Genomic DNA, 24,429 nt, shown 5'->3' with positions numbered 1-24,429 from the left:
CCGCGCCGAGTCAGGAGAGCAGTTTGTGCGCGGCGTGCTCGATCTCCTGCTCGCTCAGCAACACCTGGTCGGCGGCCGCTCCCAGGGGCACGAAGCTGTCCTGTGACGTCACCCGCGCGATGCGTCCGGTGAAGCCGTTGTCGACGAGCGCCGTCACAATGGCCTCCGACACGCCGCCGGTCCGGCGGGTCTCGTCGGCGATCAGCACGTTGCCCGTCAGCTCGGCCGAGCGCATCAGGTCGTCGATCGGCAGCGGGGAGAGCCAGCGCAGGTCGAGGACGCGGCAGCTCATCTCCTCCTGGGTCAGCCGGACCGCGGCCCGCAGGCTCATCCGCAGGCCGTTGCCGAAGGTCACGATCGTCAGGTCGCGGCCGTCGCCGTAGGAACGGGCGCGGCCCACCGGGACGTGGGTCTCGGCCCACCGCGACGGCGGGGCGTAGGGGGCGGTCCAGCCGTTGTCGCCGTCGTCGAACAGGTCGCGGGTGTGGTAGAGCGCGATCGGTTCGAGGAACACGCAGACCGTGCCCTGGGCGCGGGCGGTGGCCAGGCAGGTGCGCAGCATCGCGGCGGCGTCGTCGGGGCGGGCCGGGGCGGCGATCACCAGGCCGGGGATGTCGCGGAGGGCGGCGACGGAGTTGTCGTTGTGGAAGTGGCCGCCGAAGCCCTTCTGGTAGGAGAGGCCGGGGACGCGGACGACCAGCGGGTTCCGGTAGGCGCCCTGGGAGAAGAAGCTCAGCGACGACGCCTCGCCGCGGATCTGGTCGAGCGCGTTGTGGAGGTAGGCCAGGTACTGGATCTCCGGGACCGGGGTCAGGCCCGAGACGCCGGAGCCGAGGGCCAGGCCGAGGATCGCCTGTTCGTCGAGGAGGGTGTCGAAGACGCGCTCGGTGCCGAACTGGCGGACCAGCCCGCGGGTGACGCCGTAGACGCCGCCCTTGCGGGCGACGTCCTCGCCGAAGACGATCAGGCCGGGGTCGTCGAGCATCTGGTCGGCGAGGGTCCGGTTGATCGCCTGGGCCAGGGTGAGGCGTCCCTCGTCCTCGGGGAGGGTGCGGAAGACGCTCTCCCGTTTCTTGGGTGGCCGGGCCGACTCCGTCGCGACGCGCTGCGGATCGCGGGGGGAGATGGGGGCCATGACGTCGCGGGCGCTGGTCAGCTTCGGGCGGCGGGCGGCCTCCATGGCGAGCTTGAGCACGTGGTCGCGCTCGGCCTCGTACTGGGAGAGCAGGCCGTCGGGGGTCTCCAGGCCGGCCTCGACCAGGAGTCTCGCGGTCGCCACCAGCGGGTCGTGGGCCAGGTCGGCGGCGATCTCGCGGCGGGTGCGGTAGCCGATCTCGACGTCGGAGCCCGCGTGGCCCATCAGGCGGACCGTCCTCAGGTGGAGATAGGCGGGCGTCCGGTTCTCCCGGGCGTGGGCGGCGGCGCGCAGCGCCACTTCATAAGTCTCGGCGATGTCGGAGCCGTCGGCGGCGAAGTACTCGATCAAGGGCTGGCACGAGGCCTCGACCCAGCCGGGAGGGGTCCGGACGCTGATGCCGATGCCGTTGTCCTCGCAGACGAACAGGATCGGCAGCGACAACCCCCGATAGGCGCCGTAGGCGGCCGTGTTGAAGCCCGACAGGGCGCTCGCGTGGTTGACCGACGCGTCGCCGAAGCTGCAGACCGCGATGGCGTCGGGGGCCCACGGGCCCGGCGCGCCGAGTTGCCGGCCGCGTTCGATGGCGAACGCCACGCCGACCGCGCGCGGCAGGTGGCTGGCGATCGTGGAGGTCTGCGGGATCACCGCCAGCGACGGGTGGCCGAAGACCTTGTGCCGTCCGCCCGCGATCGGCTCCTCGGCCGAGGCGGCCACGCCGAGCAGGATGTCGCGCAGGCCCTCGTTGGCCACCCGGCCCGCCTGGGAGGACCGGGCCAGGTAGAAGGCCCCCGACCGGTAGTGGAGCAGCGCCGGGTCGGTGGCCCGCAGCGCCAGGGCGACGGCCGCGTTGCCCTCGTGGCCGGCCGAGCCGATCGTGTAGTAGCCCAGGTCGTTCTCCCGCATCCAGCGTGCGGCCACATCGCAGAGGCGGCTGGCGAGCTGGGCCTCGTACACCTTCCTGGCCTGCCTGCCGGTCAGTGGTGAACCGGGACGGATCGCACGATCCGGGTCTCCCTTCTCAGCCGGGGGGCGAAGCGCCCCGACGACCTCGGCGAAATGCGTCTCAACAGTGTCCCGCGCCACATGCCCGATTATGTCGTCACCTCGTGCGTGCCGTCCCGCCCCTTGCGCAGTCCGGCCCGATTTGACAAGTTTTCATCACAACATGTCAGGCGATCAAACCATTCCGCCGCAAAAGCCGTCTACTAGAAAGGCAAATGCGCGGCACCCTCATGTCGCGTTCGACACACACGGGGAAGGAAAAAACCCGCATGTTGAAACGCCTCAGCGCCGTGATTCTCGCGGCGGCCGTGGCCTCGGTGGGATTAGCCACCGGCGGCGCGGCGAACGCCTCCACGGCGGAGAAGCCGACCGTGTCCGACCTCACGATCAACCCCAGTCCCGTGGTCGTGACCAGCCGTGACAAGGTCACCGCGACGTTCTCCTTCGTCGTGGGCAAGGAGGCGGACAAGGTCGAGGCGACGATCGCGCCCCGGCGCGGCGACGCCAAGTCGCTGACCCTGACCGCTCCCACGGGAACCCCGGACGGCAAGTACACCGGGACCTTCTCGTTCGGTCGCGGCGAGCCCGCCGGCGAGTGGAGGCTCTCCGTCAAGGCGAGCAACGAGACCGGGACCACCGAAGCCGCCAAGGACTTCAGGGTGTTCCAGGTCTGGTCGACCGACATCGTCAGGTTCGGCGCCGGCCCCGAGCCGGCGAAGTTCGGCTCCACGCTGACCGTGTCGGGCCGGCTGGTCATCCACGGCTCCAAGGGCTTCGACGGCCTGAAGAACCAGCGGGTCAAGATCCTGTTCAAGGAGAAGGGCTCGTGGCGCTGGAAGACCGTCGCCTGGGACCGCACCAACTGGCGCGGTGACTTCGCGGTCCGCGTCAAGGCCCTGAAGTCGGGCTGGTGGAAGGCCGAGTACGACGGCGTCAAGGGGTTCACCCACGGTTCGAGCAGCGACAGCGACCAGGTCACCGTCTTCCGCCCGAGGCCGCCGAAGCCCGACGCCGCCAGCCGCGTCGTCGACTTCAACGCCTCCCCCGAACCGGTGAAGAAGGGCAAGAAGCTCTCCCTCGTCGGTGAGCTGCAGACCTGGGACCACGGTCGCTGGGACGGCTACGAGGGCAAGGTCAGCGTCTGGTTCAAGGCCAAGTTCGGCAAGTGGACCTACGTCAAGACCGCGTGGACCGACGGCTCGGGCGAGTTCTCGACCACGGCCACGGCCAAGAAGTCGGGTGACTGGAGGGTCGTCTTCGCGGGCGACAAGGACACCAAGCCCAGCACCAGCAAGTCCGACTGGGTGCTCGTCAAGTAGTACCCGTAGTTGAGAATGCCCGGGACACCCCACGCGTCCCGGGCATTTTCCATTGGGTTCCTATTCGGTACGCCGGAACCGCGCGATCGCCAGCTGGAGCAGCACGAACCCCATCGCCGCCACGATGACCAGCTCGAACCAGACCGGCAGCCGCCAGCCGAACCAGCTGATGCCCGGGTTCAGCAGGGCCATGACCTGCGGCGCCACGGTCAGGTGGCCGAAGACGGCCTCGCGCATCGGGTCGACGGCGTAGGTCAGCGGGTTGACCACCGTCAGGACGTGCAGCCAGGCCGGCAGGTTGGCCAGCGGGTACATCGCGCCCGACAGGAAGATCATCGGCATGATCGCCATCTGCATGATGCCGAAGAACGTCTGCATGTTCTTCATCCCGGCCGCCAGCAGCGTGCCGAACGCGGTGATCGTGAACGCCGCCAGCAGCATCTCGGCCAGCAGCGTGACGATCAGGACGGGGTCGTAGGGCACCCCGACCAGCCCGGCCATGGCCAGGATGATGACACCCTGCGCGGTGGCCACGATCGCCCCGCCCAGGCACTTGCCGAGCACGATCGCCCCACGGCTGACCGGCGCGACCAGCATCTCGCGCAGGAAGCCGAACTCGCGGTCCCACACGATCGACGCGGCCGAGAACATGGCCGTCGTGATCACCGTCATGGCGAGCACGCCGGGGTAGATGAAGGTGCGGTAGTCCAGGCCGGGGATGGCGTTCCTGACGATGGAGCCCAGGCCCGTACCGAGGATGAAGAGGAAGAGGATCGGCTGGGCCAGCGAGGACACCAGTCGCGTGTGGTCGTTGACGAACCGCAGCATCTCCCGGTGCAGCACGACCTTCACCGCGCGCACGTCGTGGGCCAGGCCGCCGGTGGGCAGCCGTACCGCGGCGATCTCGGTCGTCGTCATCGGCGCAGCCTCGCTCTCATCATCTGGTTCATCCCGCCGGACTCCTCGGCGTCGCGGATGGTCGAGCCGGTGTAGTTCATGAACACGTCGTCGAGCGTCGGACGGTGCACGCTGACCCCGGTGATCGGCAGCCCGAGTTCGGCGAACAGTCTCGGCACGAACTCCTCTCCTGAGGCCACCGCGAAGGTCACCGCGCCGTCGTGGACGCCGGCGTCGACGTCGAAGCGCTCTTTCAGGGCCGCGATGGCGGCCTGGTCGTCGGAGGTGTGGATCTGCACCCGGTCCTTGCCGACGCCCGCCTTCAGCGCCTCGGGCGAGTCGATGACGACGATCTCACCGTGGTCGATGATCGCGATGCGGTCGCAGTACTCGGCCTCGTCCATGTAGTGGGTGGTCATGAAGATCGTGATGTCCTCGGTCCGGCGCAGCTCGTTGATGTAGCCCCAGATCGCCGAGCGGGTCTGCGGGTCGAGCCCGACCGTGGGCTCGTCGAGGAACAACACGCGGGGGGAGTGGAGCAGCCCGCGGGCGATCTCCAGGCGGCGCTTCATGCCGCCGGAGAAGGTCTGGACCTTGCCGTCGCGGCGGTCCCACAGGGCCACCATCTCCATGACCTGCCGGAGCCGATCGTCGACGACCGACTTCGGCACGCCGTAGAGCTCGGCGTGGAAGCGGAGGTTCTGCTCGGCGGTGAGGTAGGAGTCGAGCGTGGGGTCCTGGAAGACCAGGCCGATGTTGCGGCGGACCTCGTCGCGCTCCTTCACCACGTCGTGCCCGGCCACCCGGGCTGAGCCGCCGGTGGGGTTGACCAGGGTGCAGAGCATGCTGATCGTGGTCGACTTGCCGGCGCCGTTGGGCCCGAGGAAGCCGAAGACCTCGCCGTGCGCGACCGCGAAGTCGACGCCCTTGACCGCGTCGACCTTGCCGTAGGACTTGCGCAGCCCGGTGACCTCGACGGCGTTCATCGATCCCCTTCCTCGTCGTCGTCGCCGGCCAGGATGCGGAACATCTCGCGGCGGGTGGTCTTCAGCAGCTTCTTGGTCTGGGCCACCTGCTCGTCGGTGGCGACGTGGGTGAGGTGGATGAACGCCTCGGCGAGCTGCCCCCAGAGCAGCCGCATCTCGTGGCGGTCCTCGGTCATCCCCTGGGCCACCTCGGCCCAGGGTTCGGGTCCGGTACGGCTGCCGGCGACCTCGCGGCCGTTCTCGGTCAGCCGGTAGACGCGGGCGCCCGCCGACTCCTCGGCCGCGACCAGGCCCTCGTCCTCCAGCTGCTGGAGCGACGGGTAGACCGAGCCGGGGGAGGGCCGCCAGAGGCCGCCGCTGCGGCGGGCGATCTCCTCGATCATCTGGTGGCCGTTGCGGGGCTCCTCGGCGAGCAGCGCGAGCAGCGCCGCCCGGACGTTGCCGCGCCTGATCTGCAGGAGCGACGGTATGGGGGGAGCGGGCATGACTGAACCTCCGACTATCTAGATATGTTCAAAGATATATCTAGATAGTCGGAGGTGTCGACGGATTTACAACCAGTCCCGGCGTTTGAACACCACGTAGAGCGTCAGGCAGACACACCCCATGAGCAGCACCGCGAACGGGTAGCCGAGGGCCCAGTGCAGCTCGGGCATGTGGTCGAAGTTCATCCCGTAGATCGTGCCGACCAGGGTGGGCGCGAACAGGATCGCCGCCCACGCCGAGATCTTCTTGACCTCGTCGCCCTGGGCGATGCTGGCGCTGGTGAGCTTGGTCATCTCCTCGTTCTGGGCCTGGCTGACCAGGGTGGAGTTGACGATCAGGATGTCCTGGAGCATCTGCCGGAACCCGGCCACCCGCTCGGTGACGGTGATCGCGTGGTCGGCCACGTCGCGCAGGTAGCTCTGCAGCTCCTCGTCGACGCCGAACTTGGGGGCGTGCTCGATGAAGCCGTCGAGCATCTGGGTGAGCGGCAGGGTGGCCCGCTGGAACTCGATGACCTCGCGCGACAACTCGTAGATGCGCCGGGGGGCCGCCGGGTCGCCGCCGAAGACCTGCACCTCGATCTCGTCGATGTCGTTCTGCAGGCCGGCGACCACGGGGGCGTAGGCGTCGACGACGGCGTCGAGGATGGCGTACAGCACCGCCTGCGGGCCCTGGCGGAGCAGGTCGGGGTCGTTCTCCATGCGCTTGCGGACCAGCGACAGGTCGGGGGCCTCGCTGTGGCGGACGGTGATCACGAAGTCGGGGCCGAGGAAGATGTGCAGCTCCCCGAACGCGACCTCCTCCTCGGCGTCGAGGTAGTTGGCGGCCCGCAGCACCATGAACAGGGTGTCGCCGTAGCGGTCGGCCTTGGGCCGCTGGTGGGCCACGATGGCGTCCTCGATGGCGAGGTCGTGCAGGCCGAACTCCTCGGCGACCTTGAGCAGTTCGGTGTCCTCGGGGCGATAGAGGCCTATCCACGCCATCGACCCCGGGTTGGCGCGCAGTGAGGCGAACGCGCCCGCGAGGGACAGGGGTGAGTCGATCCGGTGCCCGTTCAGGTAGATCGCGTTGTCGATGACGCTCTGTCTGACCAGGACGTCGTCGGGCTTACGGGGGTCCATGGACGCCTCGGGGGAGGCGTCTCGCCTCATCCAGGTCCGCATGCGCAGCTTTGCCACAGGGTGACGTTATCCCTCCATACCCGGATCAATCCTCTGGGGCGCGGAAGCCCCTAGGCTTTGCCCCAGGCGAGACGCCGACGGCCGAAGGCCGGCTGTGGCTCGCGTTGTGAACCTGCCTGGAAAAAGGTGGCCCCCTGAAAGCCCTCTGGAACCAGCTCATCGACACCCACCCGGCGCCGCCGCTGTGGGTGATCGCGGTCGCGGGAGTCGTGGCCTTCCTGATCGTGGCCTACCCGCAGACCTGGCATCTGTCGCGCGGTCTGATCACGATCGCCCACGAGGGCGGGCACGCCCTGATGGCGGTGCTGACCCGGCGCAAGCTGCGCGGCATCCGGCTCCACTCCGACACCTCGGGGGTGACGCTGACGCGTGGCCGTCCGACGGGTCCCGGCATGGTGCTGACGGCGGCGGCCGGCTACATCGCCCCCTCGCTCGTCGGGCTGGGGGCCGCGTGGCTGACCGACTCCGGCCACGTGACGCTGCTGCTCTGGCTGGTGCTGCTGCTGCTCGCGTGCATGCTCCTGCTGATCAGGAACGTGTTCGGGGTGGTCTCCCTGCTGGCGGTCGGCGGCGCGGTGTTCTGCGTGTCGTGGCTGGCCAAGCCCGACGTGCAGGCCGTGGTGGCCTACGGCGCGGCCTGGTTCCTCATGCTGGGCGGGGTGCGGCCCATCCTGGAGCTGCAGCGCAAGCGGCGGCGCGGCCGGGCCCCCGACTCCGACGCCGACCAGCTCGCCCGGCTGACGCGGGTCCCCGGTGCATTGTGGGTGTTTCTGTTTTTCGTGGTGTCAGTGGTGGCATTGGGATATGGCGGCTATTTGCTGGTGATGTGAAGGAAATTCGCGATGTCGGCGATTTCCTCGTCGACGGGAATTTCCTGATCTTTTCCGTCGAGCGACCACGTTCCGACGATCATCCCGTCCTTGACAACGGCCGGACGGATCATTCCCCCACCGGGGACGATGGTGGCCGTTGGAACGGTCATCGGGGCACGTTCCTTCCAGCCGAGCAGAAACTCATCGAAGGCGGGCAAGAGACGCACTCCGTGCCAGGGTTCTTTCTCCGGTACGTCATGATGCGCCCGCCGCGCCTCTCTCAGGCTCACCCCCGACCAGTACGCGAGGTCCTCGGGCGTGGCGGGGGCGTGGGCCCGGGCGTACCGCACCCCGAGCTCCTTCAGGGCCTTCTCGCGGTCGGGCTCGAAGGCGATCGGCGCGCCGAGCCAGTCGGCGGCGTGGACGTAGGTCGCCTTGCCACCACGATCGGGACCCAGCACCAGCCGCCCGCGCTCGGCGGCGAGCGCGGCCAGGTGGACGATCGCCTGCCCTTCGGCCCCGAGCCGCTCCCCGAGTTCGGCCTTGGTGAGCGGGCCCTGGCCGAAGGTGGCCTTCTCGACCCGTCCGGCCAGGTCGTCGCCGGTGACCCCGAGCTGGGCGAGCCGCCGGGCGATGGTGGCCGTCGAGGGCCGGGTGAGCGACAACAACCAGGGCAGGTCGTCGGTCCTGATCAGGTGCAGCGTGCCGCGCGGCCCCCAGGCCCGGGTGATCTCCCTGGCCCGGATCGCCTCCTCGACGTCGCGCCTGGTGAACCCGGTGCCCCGGGCGCGCAGGGCCAGCGCCGCCGCCTTCGGATCCTGCGCCTGTACGGCCAGGAGCCCGCGCACCAGCTCCGGCACGCTCGTGCGGGGCCGGTCGAGGAACTGCGCGGCGGCCCGCCTCGGCCATGGATCGTTCACGGAACGATCCTAGGAACACGGAATGTCGGAGCGGTGCCCTACGGTGGGGCGCGTGCTACCCGAGACGCTCGACTCGGCGCTGTCCGACGAGGCGGTGCTGGTCACCTACCGCCGGATGTTCGCCGCCCTGGCCCGCGACAGCGGCGCGGTCGTCGACGACCCCGCCCTGGTCGACATCGCCGAGACGCTGTTCGCGGCGTTCGCCGAGGCGGGCGAAGAGTGGCTGACCCACGAGCAGATGCGCCACGCGTGCCGTGCCCATCCGGTCGAGCAGTTCGAGAACCGGCTGCGCGTGCTGCGCGGCCTCGGCGCGATCCGCGAGGTGTTCCCCAAGCCCAACCAGCTCCGCTACCGGGCGTCGTTCACCTCGGTCGTCGGCCTGATGTTCATCCGCCGCATGATGGACGACGGCGGCCAGAGCGAGATGCACCGCCTGCTGGCCCTCGAAGACCTGACCGTCGCCGGGCCGCGCACGACGATGGAGCAGGCCCGCCGCTCGGCCGACATGCTGGCCCGCGCCTTCCGCCTGTGGGCCCTCGAACTCGTCACCCTCACGACCGGCACCATCGAGGAACTGCGCGAGCAGGCCCCCAAGTTGTGGGGCACCGAGGAGATCGCCCGCCGCGCCCAGAGCCTCCACACCACGATCCTGACCCGCTGGCCCGAGCTCGACCGCGTCTGCACCGACCTGCGCTCGGCCATCTACGCCTACAGCGACGCCTCCCGCCGCGCGGCCGGCCGCCTGGCCGACTCGGCCGGCACGACCCGCAACCTGACCCTGCTCCCGGCCGAGACGTGGCGCACCTTCGCCCAGACGGCCTCCCGCGAACGCCTCGCCGCCGTCCTCGACGGCTTCGTCTTCGACGCCGCAGCTCCGTGGCACGACCCGGGCGCGATCGTCCGCGCGGTCGACGAGGCGCCCCGGCCGGTCCCGGTCCGCCCCGCGCCGCCCCGCTCCGCGCTGCCCGACGAGGGTGCGTCCTCCGCCTTGGCGGCCTCGGCTCCCGGCCGGTTCACGGAGGTGGCCGAGTCGCTGCTCGGCGACCGCGACGCGGTGGCGCTGGAAGAGGTGCTGACGGGCGACTGGTCGACGATCCGCCGCGTGCTGGCCGACCTCGCCTCGGCCGACCTGCATCCCGAGGCGCCCTACCGGCTGGCCTGGTCCGACACCCTGTCGGCCGATCCGTCGGGGCATCCGAGCTGGTTGTCCCACGGCAGGCTGGAGCGGACGGATGGCTGACGGGTGGGCGAGTCCGATTAGGCGGTCTGCGTGCCGGGACGCGGCGGTGGTCGGTCGAACCAGACGCGTAGGCCAACGGGTCGGCGGCGGGAGCGGTGTGACGGGCCGGTTCCATGGGTGAGGCGCATGCCGAGGCGCGTTCCTCGGGCCTGGTGAAGCTGGCCGGATCCGTGCCGCCCGGGTTCGTCCGGGTGGGCGAGGTCGGGGTGCCCGTGTGGCCCGACGGGGCGTCGCCCTCGTTGCTGGAGGAGTACCAGGTCGCCGGCGCGCCCGTGGAGCGGGCGGGGGAGACCCGGCGGGTGCTGGCCTGCTGCCTGCGCATGTGCTGGGCCGACCTCGACGCCGAGCCGTGGCCGGGGGTGTGGGCGGCGGTCGACGACGTGCTGGCCTGCTACCGCACCATGGTCGGGCGGACCGACGACTCGGTCCGGAGCTGGGCCGTGGGCGCGCTGCGACGGCTCCACGACACCGGCTGGATCGTGTTGTCCGGGTTCGGCACCCTCCGGCTCGGGCCGCGCTGCGTGCTCTGGACCGCCGACGGCCACGTCCAGTTGCGCGAGCTGATGCGGCGCATCGCCGCGCCCCCGCCGTCGGGCGAGGTGACGCCCGTCGTGGAGGCGCGCGACGAAGGGCCCGAGGAGTTCGGCGACCTGCTCGGGGCGTTCGACGAGCGGCGGCGGGCCGAGCTGGTGGCCGCGTTCGTCGCGGTCGAGACGGCGGCCGAGCCGGTCCACGAGGCACGCTTCGCCGCGCTGCGCGACCCGGCCCTGCGGCGGGCGCTGATGGAGATGCTGGCCCGCCGGGGGCGGGTGCTTCAGCAGCGGCGCGACGCCTGGATCTCCGGCTACACCGACGCCTACCGGGTCACCTCCCTGCCGGAGGCCGAGCGGGCGGTGCTGGCGCTGGTGCTGGTCCACTCGGTGGCGATCCCGCGCGCCGAGGGGCTGCTGGGCGAGGACACCTGGTTGTCGCAGTATCCCGTCGCGACCGAGGAACTGCGGCGGCGCACGCTGCTGCCCATCGGCGAACTGGAGGCCGCGTTGCGGTCGCTCCGGCAGGCCGGGCTGATCGCCCAGCAGAAGACCAGCGAAGAGGGCGCGGGCGGCTACGTGCCGGGGCCGCAGTTCCACCGGCTGACGCGGGCGGCGCGGGCGCGGCTCCAGGAGGAGCTCATCCTCGCGGCCGGGCCGCAAACGCCCCTCGCCGTGGCCATCTGGGCCAAACGCCGCCGCCACGAGCCGGCGGGTCCGGACGGGGAGGCATGATGCGCGGTCTCCCGGCCGGTGGAGCGCCACGCGCGGGCGGCCCTGGCAGCGAGCTTGACGCGCGATGTTCCGGTGCGGACGGCGCGTTCGGGTGGAGCCTCCGGCGAGGCGGCGCGGTCGTAGGGAGGTCTTCGGGTTGTTCGGTCTGGGAAGGGCATGGGATGACTGAGGTCGTCGATCTGAGCGGAGCCAAGCCGGGAGAGCCGGGGGCCTCCGGGTTGTTCCAGGTCGTCGTACCGATCGACGACGTGCGGCCGGTGCGGGCGCCGCAGGACAACGTCGTCGGTGACCGGGTGCTGGTCGCGGTGCAGGCGGTCAACATCTCGCGGTTGTCGACCCACACGGTCCCGATCGTGCCGGGCACGCTCGTCGTCGTCGCGGGGGCCGGGCCGAAAGACTCCAACGGGGCCGGGAAGTCGTCGTTCATCGCGGCCGTCACGGCGCTGCTCGGAGACGAGCAGTGGCGGTTCGCCTCGGGCGCGAAGGCCGTCTCCGAGCTGCTGTTCAACGCCGAACTGGCGGCCCACGGCGACCAGCAGTGGGCCAGCGCCGACCACGGTTACATCGTGGGCGTCTTCGACGTGCCGTCGGCCGGGCTGCCGGTGACCGTGTGGGTGCGGGTCAACCAGGAGGCGCCTCATCTGGAGGTGCGGTGGGCCGAGGGCGTCCACCTGGCCACCGCCGCCTCCGAGGCCGAACGGGTCACCCACGCCGACGTCATCTGGGCGGGGCTGCCCAGGAGCGCCGGGCGGCGCGACGTCGTCGCCCGCGACCTGACCCGGGTCCTCTACGGCGACCGGGTCAGGTGCGTGTCGTTCCTCTCCACGTCGGTCCGCAGCAAGGTCGCCACCAATCTGCTCTCGCAGCCCCTGAACGAGATCTCGCCCGACCGCATCTTCGAGGCCATCGCCGCCCTGACCGGCCTCGACGCCGAGCTCGACCAGGAACGCGAGGCCCGCCGCGACGAACACGCCAAACGGGTGCGCGCCGAAGACGCCCAGCAGCGCCTGGCCGACTTCGAAGACGAGTCCCGCCACCTGCTGGCCGCCTTCGACCGCCGCGACCGGGCCCGCGAACGGCTGGCCGACGCCCTGAAACACTGGCGCGGCCGGCTCGCCCGCCGGGTCGCCGACGCCGCCGAGGCCGAGGGCGCCCTGGCCGCGCAGCGCGCCGAGTTCGACGCCGCCGCCGAGACGGCCGAGTCGGCGATCGCCGAGGTCAAGGCCGAGATCGCCGCCCTGCGTGACGACTCGCTCGACCGGGCGCTGGCCACCGCGCGCCGGGAACTGGCCGCCGTCCAGGCGAGCGCCGCCCGCGTCGAGGCCGAACGCGCGGTCGCCCAGAACACCGCCGACCAGCTCCGCGCCCAGATCCCCGCCCTGGAGGAGCAGCGCCGTCGCGCCGACGGCCGCGACGCCACCCGGGCCCGCGCCGAACTGGCCGAGGCCCGCACGGTCCACGCCGAGGCCCTCAAGGCCTTGGGCGTCGCCGACCGCGAACACGAGACCGCGGAGGCCGCCCTCCGCGACGCCGAGAACGGCCCGGCCGCCGCCCAGCTCACCGCGCTGGGCCTGGCCGGCATTCCCGCCGCAGGCCTCCTCGACGCCCTCGACGTGGCGGAACAGGCCGGCGTCGCCAAGGACGCCCGCGACGCCGTGGTGGTCGACGCCGCCGACATGGACGCCGCCACGAAGGCTCTCGCCGCCTTCCCCGGTTCCGTCGTGGTCTCCTCGTCCGGGGTGGCCGTGGTGGGGATGGCCGAGGCGCAGGTCACCGGCCGTGACGCCCGGGTGAAGGCCGCCGCCAAAAGGGTCGAGCGGGCCGTCGCCGCGCAGGAGGCCGCCGCCGCGGCTGTGCGGAAGGCCGAAGACGGCGTCGCCGCGGCCGAGCGCCGGGTCGAGGGCGCCGAGGCCGCCGACCGGCTGGCCGAACTCGCCACCCGCCTCGACGCCCAGCGCGACCGCCTCACCGAGCTGACGGCCGCCGCCGGCGAGCTCACCCCGGCGCTCGACGCCGCCGAGGAGCAGGTCGGCGCGCTCGACTTCCGGGCCCGCACCCGCGACGTCGAGGCCGACCGCCTGGAGGGCCGCCGCCACGCCCTGACCGCCCGTCGCGACGAGGCCCGCGCGGGCGCCGCCCGCATCGAGGCCCAGCGGACCGCCCTCGGCCTCGACCGGCTGGTCAGAGACTGGGGCGGCACCGTCGAGGGCGCCCGCGAGTGGCTGGCCGACGACGAGCTGACCGCCGACGAGTGGTGGCGGGCCGCCGAGCGCCACCTCGACGCCGCCCTGCGCGGCACCTTCGACGACGGCGACGAGATGCCCGAGGAGCTCGCCTACCTCATCGCCGCCCGCAAGGACGGCCGCGCCGCCGAGGAACTGGCCACCTTCCAGGCGGTGTGCAACGCGCTGGGCTCCTACCTGCGCGCCCAGGAGGAGTACGAACGCCACCAGCGCCGCCAGATCGAGACCCAGATCACCACCCGCCGCCGCGACCTCGCCGCCGCCACGCGGGGCGCCGAGGAGGCCGCCCAGTCGACCGCCGTGCACCGCGCGACCCTCACCGAGGCCATCCGCGCCCGCCTGACCCGCGTGGCCGAGGAGTTCGACCGCCTCGACACCGGCTACGGCGGCTACGGCGCGTCCCTCGACTTCCCCGTCCCGGCCGCCCCGGCCGACCCGGAGCAGCGCTGGTCGTGGCGGGTGATCCCGAAGTGGAAGCGCGGCGAGGGCCAGGGCTACGTGCCCTACAACCGCCGGGCCAACACGGCGCTGATGGACGAGAAGGCGGTCAAGCTGGTCTGCGCGGCGGCCATCGCGTCGAGCGGCGGCAAGCACCTGACGCTGGTCCTCGACGAGCTCGGCCGCAACCTGGGCAAGGAGCACCGCCGCGAGGCGGTCGCCCTGTTCCGGCGCATCGGCGAGACCTACGGCATCACCGTGATCGGCGCCCTCCAGGACGACATGGAGCCCTACGCCATCGACGCCTGCGGGCAGTACGTCAAGCTGCGGCGCTCGTCCGACGCGATGGCCTACAACGAGCCGCCCATCATCATCGCCCACGACAAGCACGCCGACCGGGTGAGGATGCTGGCCGACCACGTGATACGCGCGTAAGAAATCTACTTTGTAAAGGCGTCGGCCCGGCGCACGTTAACGGCCGTTAACAGCGGCCCGCAACGACGCCCGGGCCATGGCCTCCAGCGTCGACGCCATCTCCTCGCGCCCCAGTTCCCCGACGCTCCGGGGCGTCGAGTTCAGCAGCCCGAACACGGCGTGCACCGCCGCCCGCACCCGGGCCACCGCGCAGCCCGGATGGAGGTCGCGCACCACGCCCACCCACTCTTCGACGTAGAGGCGCTGGAGCCGGCGGATGGCCCGCTGGTCGGCCTCGGGCACGTTGTGCAGTTCCCGCTCGTGCACGCGGATCAGCTCCGGATGGCCGAGTGCGAACTCGATGTGCCCCCTGAGCAGCACATCCAGTGCCTCGGCGGGATCGAGGGCCGCCGCGGAGGCGCCGGCGGACGACAGCCGGCCCGAGATGTCGAGCAGGATCTCGGTCAGCAGCGCCTCCTTGCCCCGGAAGTGGCGATAGAGCGCCGGCCCGGAGACGCCGACCGCCGCGCCGATCTCCTCGATGGACACCCCGTGGAAGCCGCGTTCGGCGAAGAGGGCCGCCGCCGCGTCGAGGATCTCGGCGCGCCTGTTCCGGGTAGGTGTGGTCACAAGCCCCCATGGTAGACGTTGATGTTAATGGCGACTAACGTGAGGCGCGGAGTACACGGAGGAGGTGGCCGACAGGTGTGGCCGGTTCTGTCCAGTTCGGGTGATCCGGGCGGGGCGCCGTACAAGAAGAACGCCGAGGTCAACGAGCGGCTGGTGGCCGAGTTGCGGGAGCGGCTCGACACGGCCGCCAGGGGCGGGCCCGAGCGGTCGCGGATCCGGCATGTCGAGCGCGGCAAGCTCCTGCCCAGAGACCGGGTCGACACGCTGCTCGACCCCGGCGCGCGGTTCCTTGAGCTGTCGCCCCTGGCGGCGACGGGGCTCTACGACGACGCCGCCCCGGCGGCGGGGATCATCACCGGGGTCGGACGGGTCAGCGGGCGCGAGGTCGTGATCGTCGCCAACGACGCGACGGTCAAGGGCGGCACCTACTACCCGATGACCGTCAAGAAGCACCTGCGCGCCCAGGAGGTCGCGCTCGACAACCGTCTTCCGTGCGTCTACCTGGTCGACTCCGGCGGGGCGTTCCTGCCGAAGCAGGACGAGGTCTTCCCCGACCGTGAACACTTCGGGCGCATCTTCTACAACCAGGCGACGATGTCGGCGAAGGGCATCCCGCAGGTCGCGGCGGTCCTCGGGTCCTGTACGGCCGGCGGCGCCTACGTCCCGGCGATGAGCGACGAGGCGGTGATCGTCCGGAACCAGGGCACGATCTTCCTCGGCGGGCCGCCCCTGGTGAAGGCGGCGACCGGTGAGGAGGTCACCGCCGAGGAGCTGGGCGGGGGAGAGGTGCACTCGCGGATCAGCGGGGTCACCGACCACCTGGCCGACGACGACGCCCACGCCCTGCGCATCGTCCGCGACATCGTGGCCACCTTCGCCCCCGGCAGGAAGGCGTGGGAGCGCGCCGAGACCGAGGCGCCGAAATACGACCCCCGGGAGCTCTACGGCATCGTGCCCCCCGACACGCGCACCCCCTACGACGTGCGCGAGGTCATCGCCCGGATCGTCGACGGCAGCCGGTTCCTGGAGTTCAAGCAGGAGTACGGCCCGACGCTCGTCACCGGGTTCGCCCGGGTCCACGGGCATCCGGTCGGGATCGTCGCCAACAACGGCATCCTGTTCGCCGAGTCGGCGCTCAAGGGGGCCCACTTCATCGAGCTCTGCGACCGGCGGGAGATCCCATTGGTGTTCCTGCAGAACATCAGCGGGTTCATGGTCGGCAAGGCCTACGAGCAGGGCGGCATCGCCAAGCACGGCGCCAAGATGGTCACCGCCGTGGCCTGCGCGCGGGTGCCGAAGCTGACGGTCGTCGTCGGCGGCTCGTTCGGCGCGGGCAACTACGCGATGGCCGGGCGGGCCTACTCGCCGCGTTTCCTGTGGATGTGGCCGAACGCCCGCATCTCGGTCATGGGCGGCGAACAGGCCGCGACCGTGTTGTCGATGGTCGGCGACGCCGATCCGGAGGCGATCCGGGCCCAGTACGAATCGCAGGGCAACCCCTACTACTCGACCGCGCGCCTGTGGGACGACGGCGTCATCGACCCCGCCGACACCCGGACCGTCCTCGGCCTGGCCCTCGGGGCCTGCGCGAACGCGCCGCTGGAGCCGGTCGGCTACGGCGTCTTCCGGATGTGAGGCCCATGTTCGACACCGTTCTGGTCGCCAACCGGGGCGAGATCGCCCTCCGTGTCATCAAGACGCTGCGCCGCCTGGGCATCCGGTCGGTGGCCGTCCACACCGAGGGCGACACGACCCACGCCGGCGAAGCCGACATCGCGGTGAGGATCGGGAGCTACCTCGACGCCGACGAGGTGATCCGGGCGGCTCGCAAGGTGAACGCCCAGGCCGTCCACCCCGGCTACGGATTCCTCTCCGAGAACACGCGCTTCTCCCAGGCCTGCGCCGACAACGGCATTGTGTTCGTCGGCCCGCCCGCCGGGGCGATCGAGGCCATGGGCGACAAGATCCGCGCCAAGGAGACCGTCGCGGCCGCGGGCGTCCCGGTCGTGCCGGGCGCGTCCACCGGCCTGGAGGACTTCGCGGAGTTCCCCGCTCTGATCAAGCCGTCGGCGGGTGGCGGCGGCAAGGGCATGGTGCTGGTGCGTGCCAAGGAGGAACTGCCCGACGCCCTGGCCTCGGCCAGGCGGACCGCGCTGGCCGCCTTCGGCGACGGCACCCTGCTCATCGAGCGTTACGTCGAGAGCCCGCGCCACATCGAGATCCAGGTTCTGGCCGACGCCCACGGCAACGTGATCCACCTGGGGGAGCGCGAGTGCAGCCTGCAGCGCCGCCACCAGAAGATCATCGAAGAGGCGCCCTCGCCGCTGCTCGACGAGGCCACCCGCGCCAAGATGGGCGCCGCCGCCGTGGAGGCCGCGCGCAGCGTCGGCTACGTCAACGCGGGCACGATCGAGTTCATCGTCCACGGCACGACCGGCGAGTTCTTCTTCATGGAGATGAACACCCGCCTCCAGGTCGAACACCCCGTGACCGAACTCGTCACCGGTCTCGACCTGGTCGAACTCCAGCTCAGGGTGGCGGCGGGCGAGCAGTTGCCGCTGACCCAGGACGACGTGCGGCTGGAGGGCCACGCGGTGGAGGCCCGCGTCTACGCCGAGGACCCCGCGCGAGGTTTCCTCCCGAGCACCGGCCGCATCCTCAAGCTCGCCGAGCCCGGGGTCCGCTTCGACTCGGGCATCGCCGAGGGCGGCGTGGTCGGCACGGGCTACGACCCGATGCTCGCCAAGGTGGTCGCCTGGGCCCCCACGAGGGAGGAGGCCCTGACGAAACTCCGGCGGGCCCTCCACGACACGGTCGTCCTCGGCGTGACCACCAATCTGGGTTTCCTCCAGCGGCTCATCGACAACCCCCTGGTCCGGCGGGGGGTGCTCGACACCGGGCTGGTCGAGCGCGAGGTCGACCCGGCCGAACCGGAGATCCCCGGGTACGTGCTCGCCGAGGCGGCCCGCCTCTTCGCCCCGGCCGCCGCCTCCGACGACCCCTGGGACATCCCCGACGGCTGGCGGCTGGGCCGGCACCGCCCGCCGGCCCACCTGCTGGAGATCGGCGGGGAGATCGTCGAGGCGCCCCCAGACGACGGGGTGACCCGGCGGTTCACAACCGCCCGCGACGGCGCGACCCTCTGGCTCCACGCCGAGGGGCGGACGTACAAGGTCGCCCGGCATGAACCCATCGAGGAGCGGTCGAAGGCAGCCCAGGCCGGTGACGGCGCGGTGCGCAGCCCGATGCCGGGGACGGTCCTGGTGGTGAAGGCCGCGCAGGGCGAGCGGGTGGCCGAGGGGCAGCCGCTGCTGATCGTGGAGGCCATGAAGATGGAGCACACCGTCACGGCGCCCGTCGGCGGGACCGTCACCCTTCAGGTGCGGGCCGGTCAGCAGGTCTCCCTCGACGAGGTCCTCGCGGTCGTGGAGGCCACGGAATGACGTACAAGATCGAGAATCTGCCCGACGAGGTCACGATCTACGAGGTCGGGCCGCGTGACGGGCTGCAGAACGAGAAGACGGTCGTGCCGGTCGAGGTCAAGGCCGAGTTCGTCACCCGGCTGGCGGCGGCGGGCCTGAAGGTCATCGAGACGACCAGTTTCGTGCATCCCGAATGGGTGCCGCAGCTCGCCGACGCCGAAGACCTGCTCAAGACCGTCCACCGGGACAACCAGGTGCGTTATCCGGTGCTGGTGCCGAACGAGCGCGGCCTCGACCGCGCGCTCGAACTGGGCTGCACCGAGATCGCGATCTTCGGCAGCGCCACCGAGACCTTCGCGCAGCGCAACCTGAACCGGTCGCTGAAGACCCAGTTCGACATGTTCGCCCCCGTGGTGCGGCGGGCGCGGGAGAACGGGCTCAGGGTCCGCGCCTACGTGTCGATGTGCTTCGGCGACCCGTGGGAGGGGCCGGTCCCGATCGCCCAGGTCGTCGACGTCGGCAGCCGGCTGCTCGACCTCGGCTGTGCCGAGTTGTCGCTCGGCGACACGATCGGCGTCGCCACCGCCGGGCACGTCGGCGCGCTGCTCGACGCCTTCCCCCGGGAGCGGCCGCTCGCGGTCCACTTCCACGACACCTACGGCCAGGCCCTGGCCAACGTCGTCGAGGCGCTCCGCCACGGCATCACCGTGATCGACGCCAGCGCGGGCGGCATCGGCGGCTGCCCCTACGCCAAGTCGGCCACCGGCAACCTCGCCACCGAAGACCTGGTCTGGCTCCTCGACGGCCTCGGCATCCGCCACGGCGTCGACCTCCACGCCCTCGCCGCCACCAGCCACTGGCTGGCGGGCCGGCTCGGCCGCCCCAGCCCCAGCGCGGTGGTCCGCGCGCTCACGAAGGAGTGAGAATGCTCACCGAAGACCACGAAGACCTGCGCAAGACCGTCGAGGCGTTCGCCCGCGACGAGGTCGCCCCGGTCATCGGCGACCTCTACGAGAAGGGCGAGTTCCCCTACGAGATCGTCCGCAAGATGGGCGCGATGGGCCTGTTCGGCCTGCCCATCCCCGAGGAGCACGGCGGCATGGGCGGCGACTACTTCGCGCTGTGCCTGGCGCTCGAAGAGCTGGCCCGGGTCGACTCCAGCGTCGCCATCACCCTGGAGGCCGCCGTCTCGCTGGGCGCGATGCCGCTGTACCGCTTCGGCACCCCCGAGCAGAAGGCCGAGTGGCTGCCCAAGCTGGCGGCCGGGGAGCTGCTGGGCGCATTCGGGCTGACCGAGCCCGGCGGCGGCTCCGACGTGCCCGGCGGCATGCGGACCACCGCCGTCCTCGACGGCGACGAGTGGGTGATCAACGGGTCGAAGGCGTTCATCACCAACTCCGGCACCGCCATCACCGGCTTCGTCGGGGTCGCCGCCATCACCGGGCGGCGGGCCGACGGCAGGCCCGAGATCTCCACGATCATCGTCCCGGCGGGCACGCCCGGCCTGGGCGTCTCCGAGAAGTACTCGAAGGTCGGCTGGTCGTCGAGCGACACCCGCGAGTTGTCGTTCACCGACTGCCGGGTCCCGGCGGCCAACCTCCTCGGGGAGCGCGGCCGGGGCTACGCCCAGTTCCTCCAGACGCTCGACGAGGGCCGGATCGCCATCGCGGCCCTCTCGGTCGGCCTGGCCCAGGGCTGCGTCGACGAGTCGGTCCGGTACGTCGCCCAGCGCCACGCCTTCGGCCACCCCATCGGCCACTACCAGGCGATGCAGTTCAAGGTCGCCGACATGGAGGTGCGCGCCCACACCGCCCGCCTGGCCTACTACCACGCGGCCGACCGGATGCTGCGCGGCCTGCCGTTCAAGAAGGAGGCCGCCATCGCCAAGCTGGTCGCCTCGAACGCGGCGATGGACAACGCCCGCGACGCCACCCAGGTCTTCGGCGGCTACGGCTTCATGAACGAGTACCCCGTCGGACGCTTCTACCGCGACGCCAAGATTCTGGAGATCGGCGAGGGCACGAGCGAGATCCAGCGCCTCCTCATCGCCCGTGAACTGGGCCTCGGAGGGCTCTGACCACGATTAATTAATCCTTAGAAAGCCGATCAAGCGTGCGGGTCCACTCCCGGCTGCTGGTTGTCTGTGTACGACAACCCCCGTAACCCAGATGAAGGGCATCACAGTGGACCTGAACGTCACTCGTCGTCGCGTCATGGGCACGGCCGCGCTGGCCGGGGTCGGCGTCGCGGTCGCGGCGTGTTCGGGAGAGCAGGCCCCCACCAGCGCCGAACCGGCTCCGGCCGACAGCGCTGCCGCGCCCCCGGCCGCGACCGACGCCCCCGCGGCCGGCGGCAACGCGCTCGCCGCGACGGCCGACGTGCCGGTCGGCGGCGGCGTGATCACCGAGCAGGCCGTGATCACGCAGCCGGAGGCCGGCACCTACAAGGCCTTCAGCCCCGTCTGCACCCACCAGGGCTGCAAGGTCAAGAGCGTCGACGCGGGCAAGATCGTGTGCCCGTGCCACAACTCGCAGTTCTCCATCGCCGACGGATCGGTCCAGGGCGGCCCCGCCGCCACCCCGCTCCCCGAGGTGCCGATCAAGGTCGAGGGCGACCAGATCCTCCTCGGATAAGTGCGAAAGTTTGGCACCATTACCATCAGTGGTACGTGGCCGGACGTACCACTTCCCACCTGCTTAAACTTCCGTTAAGCCGGATGTTTCGGACGGACTCCGTAGCCGTGTGACCGCATCCCGGTGATGGACGCGCAGGTCGGAGGGATCCTAGAGTCCTCTCATGACGTCCGGTGATCTCCAGCTTCGCAGAGCAGAGAAGACCGACGCGGAGCAGATCTTCGCGTTGGCTCGCGAATTCGCCGTGTCGTTCCGACCAGAGCGGGCCGCCTTCGACGCCGCCTTCCCCCAGCTCCTGGAGAACGAGGAGGCGCTCCTCCTCGTGGCCACCGTCGACGGCGTCGTCCGGGGCTACCTGCTGGGCTTCACCCACCTGACCCTGTTCGCCAACGGCCGGGTCGCGTGGGTGGAAGAGGCGATCATCGAGAGCGGCTTCCGCCGTCACGGCCTCGGCCGCCACCTGCTCGCCGAGTTCGAGCTCTGGGCGCGCAGCCGCGACGCGGGATACGTCGCGCTGGCCACGCGCCGGGCGGCCGAGTTCTACAAGGCGACCGGCTACGAGGTGTCGGCCACCTACTACCGCAAGCTGCTGCGCCCCAAGAACCCCTAGGACGTGAGCTGGGCGTCGAGCCGGTAGCCGTCGACGGTCACGTAGACCGAGTCGCCCGGACGCGCGTTCAACCGCATCAGCACCGGCTGCAGCGAGTCGAAGACCGGCTGCCGGTCGCGCCACACCAGCACCACGGCGTTGTCGCCGGGACCGGTCACCGACAGCAGGGTGCCGGGGCGCATGCCGAGCTGGGCCGCGTAGTTCTCCGGCACCGCCACCGGCTCACCGCGCAGGTGCCCGCTGGTGACGTCGATGCGCTGCCAGCGGCGCGGGTCGGACGCCGGGCTCGGCGTGCTGCGCGGGCTGGGCACCAGGTGCGGGCGCGGCGCGCCGCCGGTGAGGGCGTTGAGCGCGGCCAGCGCGGTCGCCGGGTCGGGGCCGCTGTGGGCCATCTTCGGTATCGGCACGCCCGCCGGCCGGGCCGGGTGGCCGTTGGCGCCGGGGGTGCGGCGCGGCAGCGGGGCGTCGCCCACGGGGGCGCCGTTGGCGGGGGACGTCGCGTTCGAGGGAGTCTTCGGCAGGGCTTCCATCCAGGCCTTGGCGGAGTGGGAACGGATGCCGAGCTGGCCGAGCAGTTCGATCACGTCGGCGTCGGCCGGGTGGGCCGACAGCAGCTGGCGGGTGCGGTCGCGCAGGCCGCCCAGGTCGCCCACGACGAGCCAGCCGTCCTGCAGCCGGCGGTCGGGCATGAGCGTCACCAGGACCCGCCACAGAGGCGTACGCAGCGCCGGGACCTCGATCGGGTGGGACGGGTCGGCGCCGATCAGCTGCTCCTGGGTGGCGGCGGTGCCGAGCCACTCGGTGAGGCCGAACAGGTGACCCGTCAGGGCGGCGGAGTCGGGGGAGCGCAGCCACATCAGCACCCGCTCCTCGGCGGTGCGCTGGGCCTGCGACAGTAGCTCGCGGTCGACGTTGAGCTCGTGGGCGAGGGTGCGGAGGCTGATCGGCTCGGCGGCGAACAGGCGCTGCGCGGCGACCGCGCGCTCCAGCGGGTTCCACTCGCGGAACAGGTGCTCGACCAGGCCGACCATCGGGTGTTCGGCGATGTTGACCGGTGCGGGCTTCTCGGGCTCCTTGGCCGGGGCCGGCACCACGGGGGTGCCGTTGACGGCCGGTTTCGCGCCGTTGGCCTGACCGTTGACCGGACCGTTGGCCTGGCCGTTGACGGGGCCGTTGACGGGGCCGTTGACCGGGCCGCGCGCCGGGGCGGCGGGGATCGCGGCCATCATGCCGGTCTCCTCGACGGTCGGCACGGGCGCCGCCAGCGGTGCCGACTTGGCCGGCTGCTGGACCTGCGCCGGGGCCTGGGCCTGGGGCGCGGCGGCGGCCGGGGCGGCGGTCTCGGCGGGGATCTCGATGCGGATGTGCGTGAAGATCTCCTTGAACACCGCCGTCAGCACCACCTCGGGCGTCGCCGCCGCCGACGGGGTGTCGAGGTCGCCGGCGGTGAGGCGGCGCAGGCGCTGCCAGCCGCCCAGCCCGATGATCACCGAGCGGACGGGGTCGGGCCAGCCGGGCAGCTGACGGTCGACCGTGTGCACCTGCACGGCCGGCATGAAGTCGGTCAGCGGCAGATGGTCGAGATGGGTCACGGCGAGCCGGGCGAGCCGCTCGCAGACCCAGTCAACTCCGGTCGTGCCGAGGGCACGGCCCAGTGCGACGGAGCCCCACCAGCCGCCGGGGAGACGTGGATCTCCCAGTACATCGGCCACCTGCTGGGGGCGGCTCCAGCGAAGAGCGGGAACCAGATCGCTCAGGCAGATCGTTGACTCGGCGTCCATCGGTTTGACCGCACCCTCCCGAGAGTGACGCTTGTTGCTAATGGTGCAGCTTACGCCGCAAGCTATCAATTGGTGTCAATAGGGTAAAGCTCTGTTGCGTTCTTGACGGCCGGAGGACGGCCGCCGATCAGCCCAACGGCCCGCCGGCCTGCGCGGCAGCCCGCTTCGAGACATTCGGAACGGGTGGAACCCGCGAGTCGGGCCGTGAGGAACCCGGCCGCGAACGCGTCTCCCGCGCCGGTGGAGTCGACGACGCGGTCGTCCGGTCCCGCCGTGGCGGCACCGGCCCGAGCAACGATACGCCCGTCTTGGGCGAGAAGCGCGCCCGCCGGGCCGAGCTTCACGACCGCGGTTCCGTAGATGTCGCCGAGGAGTTCGGCCGCCCGCTCGGGATCGGCGGCTCCGGTCAGCGCGAGCGCCTCGTCGCGGTTGGGGATGATCACATCCGCCTCCCGGGTCTCGGCGAGGAAACGTTCGGGGCCGAACTCGTGCAGGAACCGCGTCGAGGCGGGGTCGACGCTGACCGTGACGTCCTTCGCGGCCCGCATGGCGATCCGGGCCAGCTCCAGCCCCTCCGGCGTCCACATCAGGTAGCCGGACAGGTGGAGGCAGCCCACGCCGTCGAGCAGCGCGTCGGTCCAGTCGCCGGGGCCCAGCCGACGCGCCGCGCCCCGGTTGGTCAGGAACGACCGCTCGCCCGCGTCGTCGACCATGGCGATCACGACGGCGGTCGGGCGGTCGGGGTCGACGGTCACATGGGTTTTGACGCCGCTCAGCGCGTTCAGGTGCCACGCCGCCGTGTCGGCGCCGACGCGGGCCAGCAACCGGGCGTCGCCGCCCAGGTGGGCGGCCCACGCGGCGGTGTTGGCGCCCGAGCCGCCCGGCCGCAGCGTGATGTCGGCCTCGGTGTCGGTGCCTGTGGCCACCGGCTCCGAATGGAGCGCGACGACGTCGGTCACGACATCGCCGATCACCAGCAGCCCCCTCATGTCCCGCGTCACGGGGCCTCGGA

Annotated in this window: 20 protein-coding genes; 11 read left to right on the top strand and 9 right to left on the bottom strand. The window is 71.5% G+C overall.

What is annotated here, in order from left to right; all coding sequences use genetic code 11:
• Window positions 1-10 precede the first annotated feature (10 nt).
• Window positions 11-2,092 (bottom strand): thiamine pyrophosphate-dependent enzyme, encoded by a 2,082-nt coding sequence (locus QSK34_RS10705; RefSeq protein WP_285582723.1) that lies wholly within the window; start codon window positions 2,090-2,092, stop codon window positions 11-13.
• A gap of 317 nt (window positions 2,093-2,409) precedes the next feature.
• Here QSK34_RS10705 and QSK34_RS10700 point away from each other — a divergent pair, with 317 nt between their 5' ends.
• Window positions 2,410-3,459, top strand: a complete 1,050-nt coding sequence (locus QSK34_RS10700; protein WP_285582721.1) for a hypothetical protein — start codon at window positions 2,410-2,412, stop codon at window positions 3,457-3,459.
• Window positions 3,460-3,519: 60 nt separating this feature from the next.
• On the opposite strand, the gene QSK34_RS10695 is transcribed toward QSK34_RS10700, so the two are convergent.
• The 4 genes from QSK34_RS10695 to QSK34_RS10680 form a co-directional block, all read right to left on the bottom strand.
• A complete protein-coding gene (locus tag QSK34_RS10695) occupies window positions 3,520-4,377 on the bottom strand; it encodes an ABC transporter permease (RefSeq protein WP_285582719.1) in 858 nt (285 codons plus the stop codon).
• Window positions 4,374-5,342: an ATP-binding cassette domain-containing protein gene (locus tag QSK34_RS10690; protein WP_285582717.1), complete on the bottom strand. Its 969-nt coding sequence runs from the start codon at window positions 5,340-5,342 to the stop codon at window positions 4,374-4,376. The genes QSK34_RS10695 and QSK34_RS10690 overlap by 4 nt, the downstream gene beginning before the upstream one ends.
• On the bottom strand, window positions 5,339-5,827 hold the full coding sequence (locus tag QSK34_RS10685; RefSeq protein WP_285582715.1) for a PadR family transcriptional regulator: 489 nt from the start codon (window positions 5,825-5,827) through the stop codon (window positions 5,339-5,341). The genes QSK34_RS10690 and QSK34_RS10685 overlap by 4 nt, the downstream gene beginning before the upstream one ends.
• A 66-nt stretch (window positions 5,828-5,893) precedes the next feature.
• The gene (locus QSK34_RS10680) at window positions 5,894-7,006 is read right to left on the bottom strand and encodes a magnesium and cobalt transport protein CorA (RefSeq protein WP_285582713.1); all 1,113 of its coding nucleotides are present in this window, start codon (window positions 7,004-7,006) and stop codon (window positions 5,894-5,896) included.
• A 137-nt stretch (window positions 7,007-7,143) separates the two neighbouring features.
• Between QSK34_RS10680 and QSK34_RS10675 the strand changes: the two genes are divergently transcribed.
• Entirely contained in the window at window positions 7,144-7,839 is a 696-nt protein-coding gene (locus tag QSK34_RS10675) for a M50 family metallopeptidase (RefSeq protein ID WP_202609844.1), read from the top strand.
• Here QSK34_RS10675 and QSK34_RS10670 read toward each other — a convergent pair.
• Window positions 7,821-8,741, bottom strand: coding sequence for a winged helix DNA-binding domain-containing protein (locus tag QSK34_RS10670; protein ID WP_285582710.1), 921 nt, complete (start codon window positions 8,739-8,741; stop codon window positions 7,821-7,823). The two genes, QSK34_RS10675 and QSK34_RS10670, sit on opposite strands and share 19 nt — an antisense overlap.
• Before the next feature lie 52 nt (window positions 8,742-8,793).
• Here QSK34_RS10670 and QSK34_RS10665 point away from each other — a divergent pair, with 52 nt between their 5' ends.
• From QSK34_RS10665 to QSK34_RS10655, 3 genes are all read left to right on the top strand, one after another.
• Complete coding sequence (locus QSK34_RS10665; protein WP_285582709.1) at window positions 8,794-9,981, top strand: hypothetical protein; 1,188 nt, start codon at window positions 8,794-8,796, stop codon at window positions 9,979-9,981.
• A 113-nt stretch (window positions 9,982-10,094) separates the two neighbouring features.
• Window positions 10,095-11,246 carry a hypothetical protein gene (locus QSK34_RS10660; protein WP_285582708.1) on the top strand — a complete coding sequence of 384 codons (1,152 nt, stop codon included), beginning with the start codon at window positions 10,095-10,097 and terminating at the stop codon, window positions 11,244-11,246.
• A gap of 161 nt (window positions 11,247-11,407) precedes the next feature.
• On the top strand, window positions 11,408-14,362 hold the full coding sequence (locus QSK34_RS10655; RefSeq protein WP_285582707.1) for a coiled-coil domain-containing protein: 2,955 nt from the start codon (window positions 11,408-11,410) through the stop codon (window positions 14,360-14,362).
• A gap of 36 nt (window positions 14,363-14,398) precedes the next feature.
• On the opposite strand, the gene QSK34_RS10650 is transcribed toward QSK34_RS10655, so the two are convergent.
• A complete protein-coding gene (locus QSK34_RS10650) occupies window positions 14,399-14,971 on the bottom strand; it encodes a TetR/AcrR family transcriptional regulator (protein ID WP_285582704.1) in 573 nt (190 codons plus the stop codon).
• Between the two features lie 75 nt (window positions 14,972-15,046).
• Between QSK34_RS10650 and QSK34_RS10645 the strand changes: the two genes are divergently transcribed.
• The 6 genes from QSK34_RS10645 (at window position 15,047) to QSK34_RS10620 (ending at window position 21,636) form a co-directional block, all read left to right on the top strand.
• The gene (locus tag QSK34_RS10645; RefSeq protein ID WP_285582703.1) at window positions 15,047-16,606 is read left to right on the top strand and encodes a carboxyl transferase domain-containing protein; all 1,560 of its coding nucleotides are present in this window, start codon (window positions 15,047-15,049) and stop codon (window positions 16,604-16,606) included.
• Window positions 16,607-16,611: 5 nt separating this feature from the next.
• The gene (locus QSK34_RS10640) at window positions 16,612-18,414 is read left to right on the top strand and encodes an acetyl/propionyl/methylcrotonyl-CoA carboxylase subunit alpha (RefSeq protein WP_285582702.1); all 1,803 of its coding nucleotides are present in this window, start codon (window positions 16,612-16,614) and stop codon (window positions 18,412-18,414) included.
• Window positions 18,411-19,316: a hydroxymethylglutaryl-CoA lyase gene (locus tag QSK34_RS10635; RefSeq protein WP_285582701.1), complete on the top strand. Its 906-nt coding sequence runs from the start codon at window positions 18,411-18,413 to the stop codon at window positions 19,314-19,316. Before QSK34_RS10640 ends, QSK34_RS10635 begins: the two co-directional genes overlap by 4 nt.
• A gap of 2 nt (window positions 19,317-19,318) precedes the next feature.
• Entirely contained in the window at window positions 19,319-20,470 is a 1,152-nt protein-coding gene (locus QSK34_RS10630) for an acyl-CoA dehydrogenase family protein (protein ID WP_285582699.1), read from the top strand.
• Between the two features lie 91 nt (window positions 20,471-20,561).
• Window positions 20,562-21,026 (top strand): Rieske (2Fe-2S) protein, encoded by a 465-nt coding sequence (locus tag QSK34_RS10625; protein ID WP_202609772.1) that lies wholly within the window; start codon window positions 20,562-20,564, stop codon window positions 21,024-21,026.
• A gap of 163 nt (window positions 21,027-21,189) precedes the next feature.
• The gene (locus tag QSK34_RS10620; RefSeq protein ID WP_030454187.1) at window positions 21,190-21,636 is read left to right on the top strand and encodes a GNAT family N-acetyltransferase; all 447 of its coding nucleotides are present in this window, start codon (window positions 21,190-21,192) and stop codon (window positions 21,634-21,636) included.
• Here QSK34_RS10620 and QSK34_RS10615 read toward each other — a convergent pair.
• Window positions 21,633-23,417: a hypothetical protein gene (locus tag QSK34_RS10615; RefSeq protein ID WP_285582694.1), complete on the bottom strand. Its 1,785-nt coding sequence runs from the start codon at window positions 23,415-23,417 to the stop codon at window positions 21,633-21,635. The two genes, QSK34_RS10620 and QSK34_RS10615, sit on opposite strands and share 4 nt — an antisense overlap.
• A 65-nt stretch (window positions 23,418-23,482) precedes the next feature.
• Window positions 23,483-24,418: a carbohydrate kinase family protein gene (locus QSK34_RS10610; RefSeq protein ID WP_285582692.1), complete on the bottom strand. Its 936-nt coding sequence runs from the start codon at window positions 24,416-24,418 to the stop codon at window positions 23,483-23,485.
• Window positions 24,419-24,429: the final 11 nt, after the last annotated feature.

Origin of the sequence: Herbidospora sp. NBRC 101105, from assembly GCF_030269205.1 — a bacterium.
Lineage (GTDB): Bacteria > Actinomycetota > Actinomycetes > Streptosporangiales > Streptosporangiaceae > Herbidospora > Herbidospora solisilvae.
Note: the sequence above shows the minus strand (reverse complement) of the source record. Positions and strands in the feature narration are given on the sequence as shown.

Excerpts from the sequence above, each read along its gene's own strand:
- QSK34_RS10635 (WP_285582701.1), top strand. The coding sequence starts at position 18,411 with ATGACGTACAAGATCGAGAATCTGCCCGACGAGGTCACGATCTACGAG.
- QSK34_RS10615 (WP_285582694.1), bottom strand. The coding sequence starts at position 23,417 with ATGGACGCCGAGTCAACGATCTGCCTGAGCGATCTGGTTCCCGCTCTT.
- QSK34_RS10695 (WP_285582719.1), bottom strand. The coding sequence starts at position 4,377 with ATGACGACGACCGAGATCGCCGCGGTACGGCTGCCCACCGGCGGCCTG.
- QSK34_RS10640 (WP_285582702.1), top strand. The coding sequence starts at position 16,612 with ATGTTCGACACCGTTCTGGTCGCCAACCGGGGCGAGATCGCCCTCCGT.
- QSK34_RS10700 (WP_285582721.1), top strand. The coding sequence starts at position 2,410 with ATGTTGAAACGCCTCAGCGCCGTGATTCTCGCGGCGGCCGTGGCCTCG.
- QSK34_RS10685 (WP_285582715.1), bottom strand. The coding sequence starts at position 5,827 with ATGCCCGCTCCCCCCATACCGTCGCTCCTGCAGATCAGGCGCGGCAAC.
- QSK34_RS10630 (WP_285582699.1), top strand. The coding sequence starts at position 19,319 with ATGCTCACCGAAGACCACGAAGACCTGCGCAAGACCGTCGAGGCGTTC.
- QSK34_RS10690 (WP_285582717.1), bottom strand. The coding sequence starts at position 5,342 with ATGAACGCCGTCGAGGTCACCGGGCTGCGCAAGTCCTACGGCAAGGTC.
- QSK34_RS10655 (WP_285582707.1), top strand. The coding sequence starts at position 11,408 with ATGACTGAGGTCGTCGATCTGAGCGGAGCCAAGCCGGGAGAGCCGGGG.
- QSK34_RS10625 (WP_202609772.1), top strand. The coding sequence starts at position 20,562 with ATGAAGGGCATCACAGTGGACCTGAACGTCACTCGTCGTCGCGTCATG.
- QSK34_RS10660 (WP_285582708.1), top strand. The coding sequence starts at position 10,095 with ATGGGTGAGGCGCATGCCGAGGCGCGTTCCTCGGGCCTGGTGAAGCTG.
- QSK34_RS10620 (WP_030454187.1), top strand. The coding sequence starts at position 21,190 with ATGACGTCCGGTGATCTCCAGCTTCGCAGAGCAGAGAAGACCGACGCG.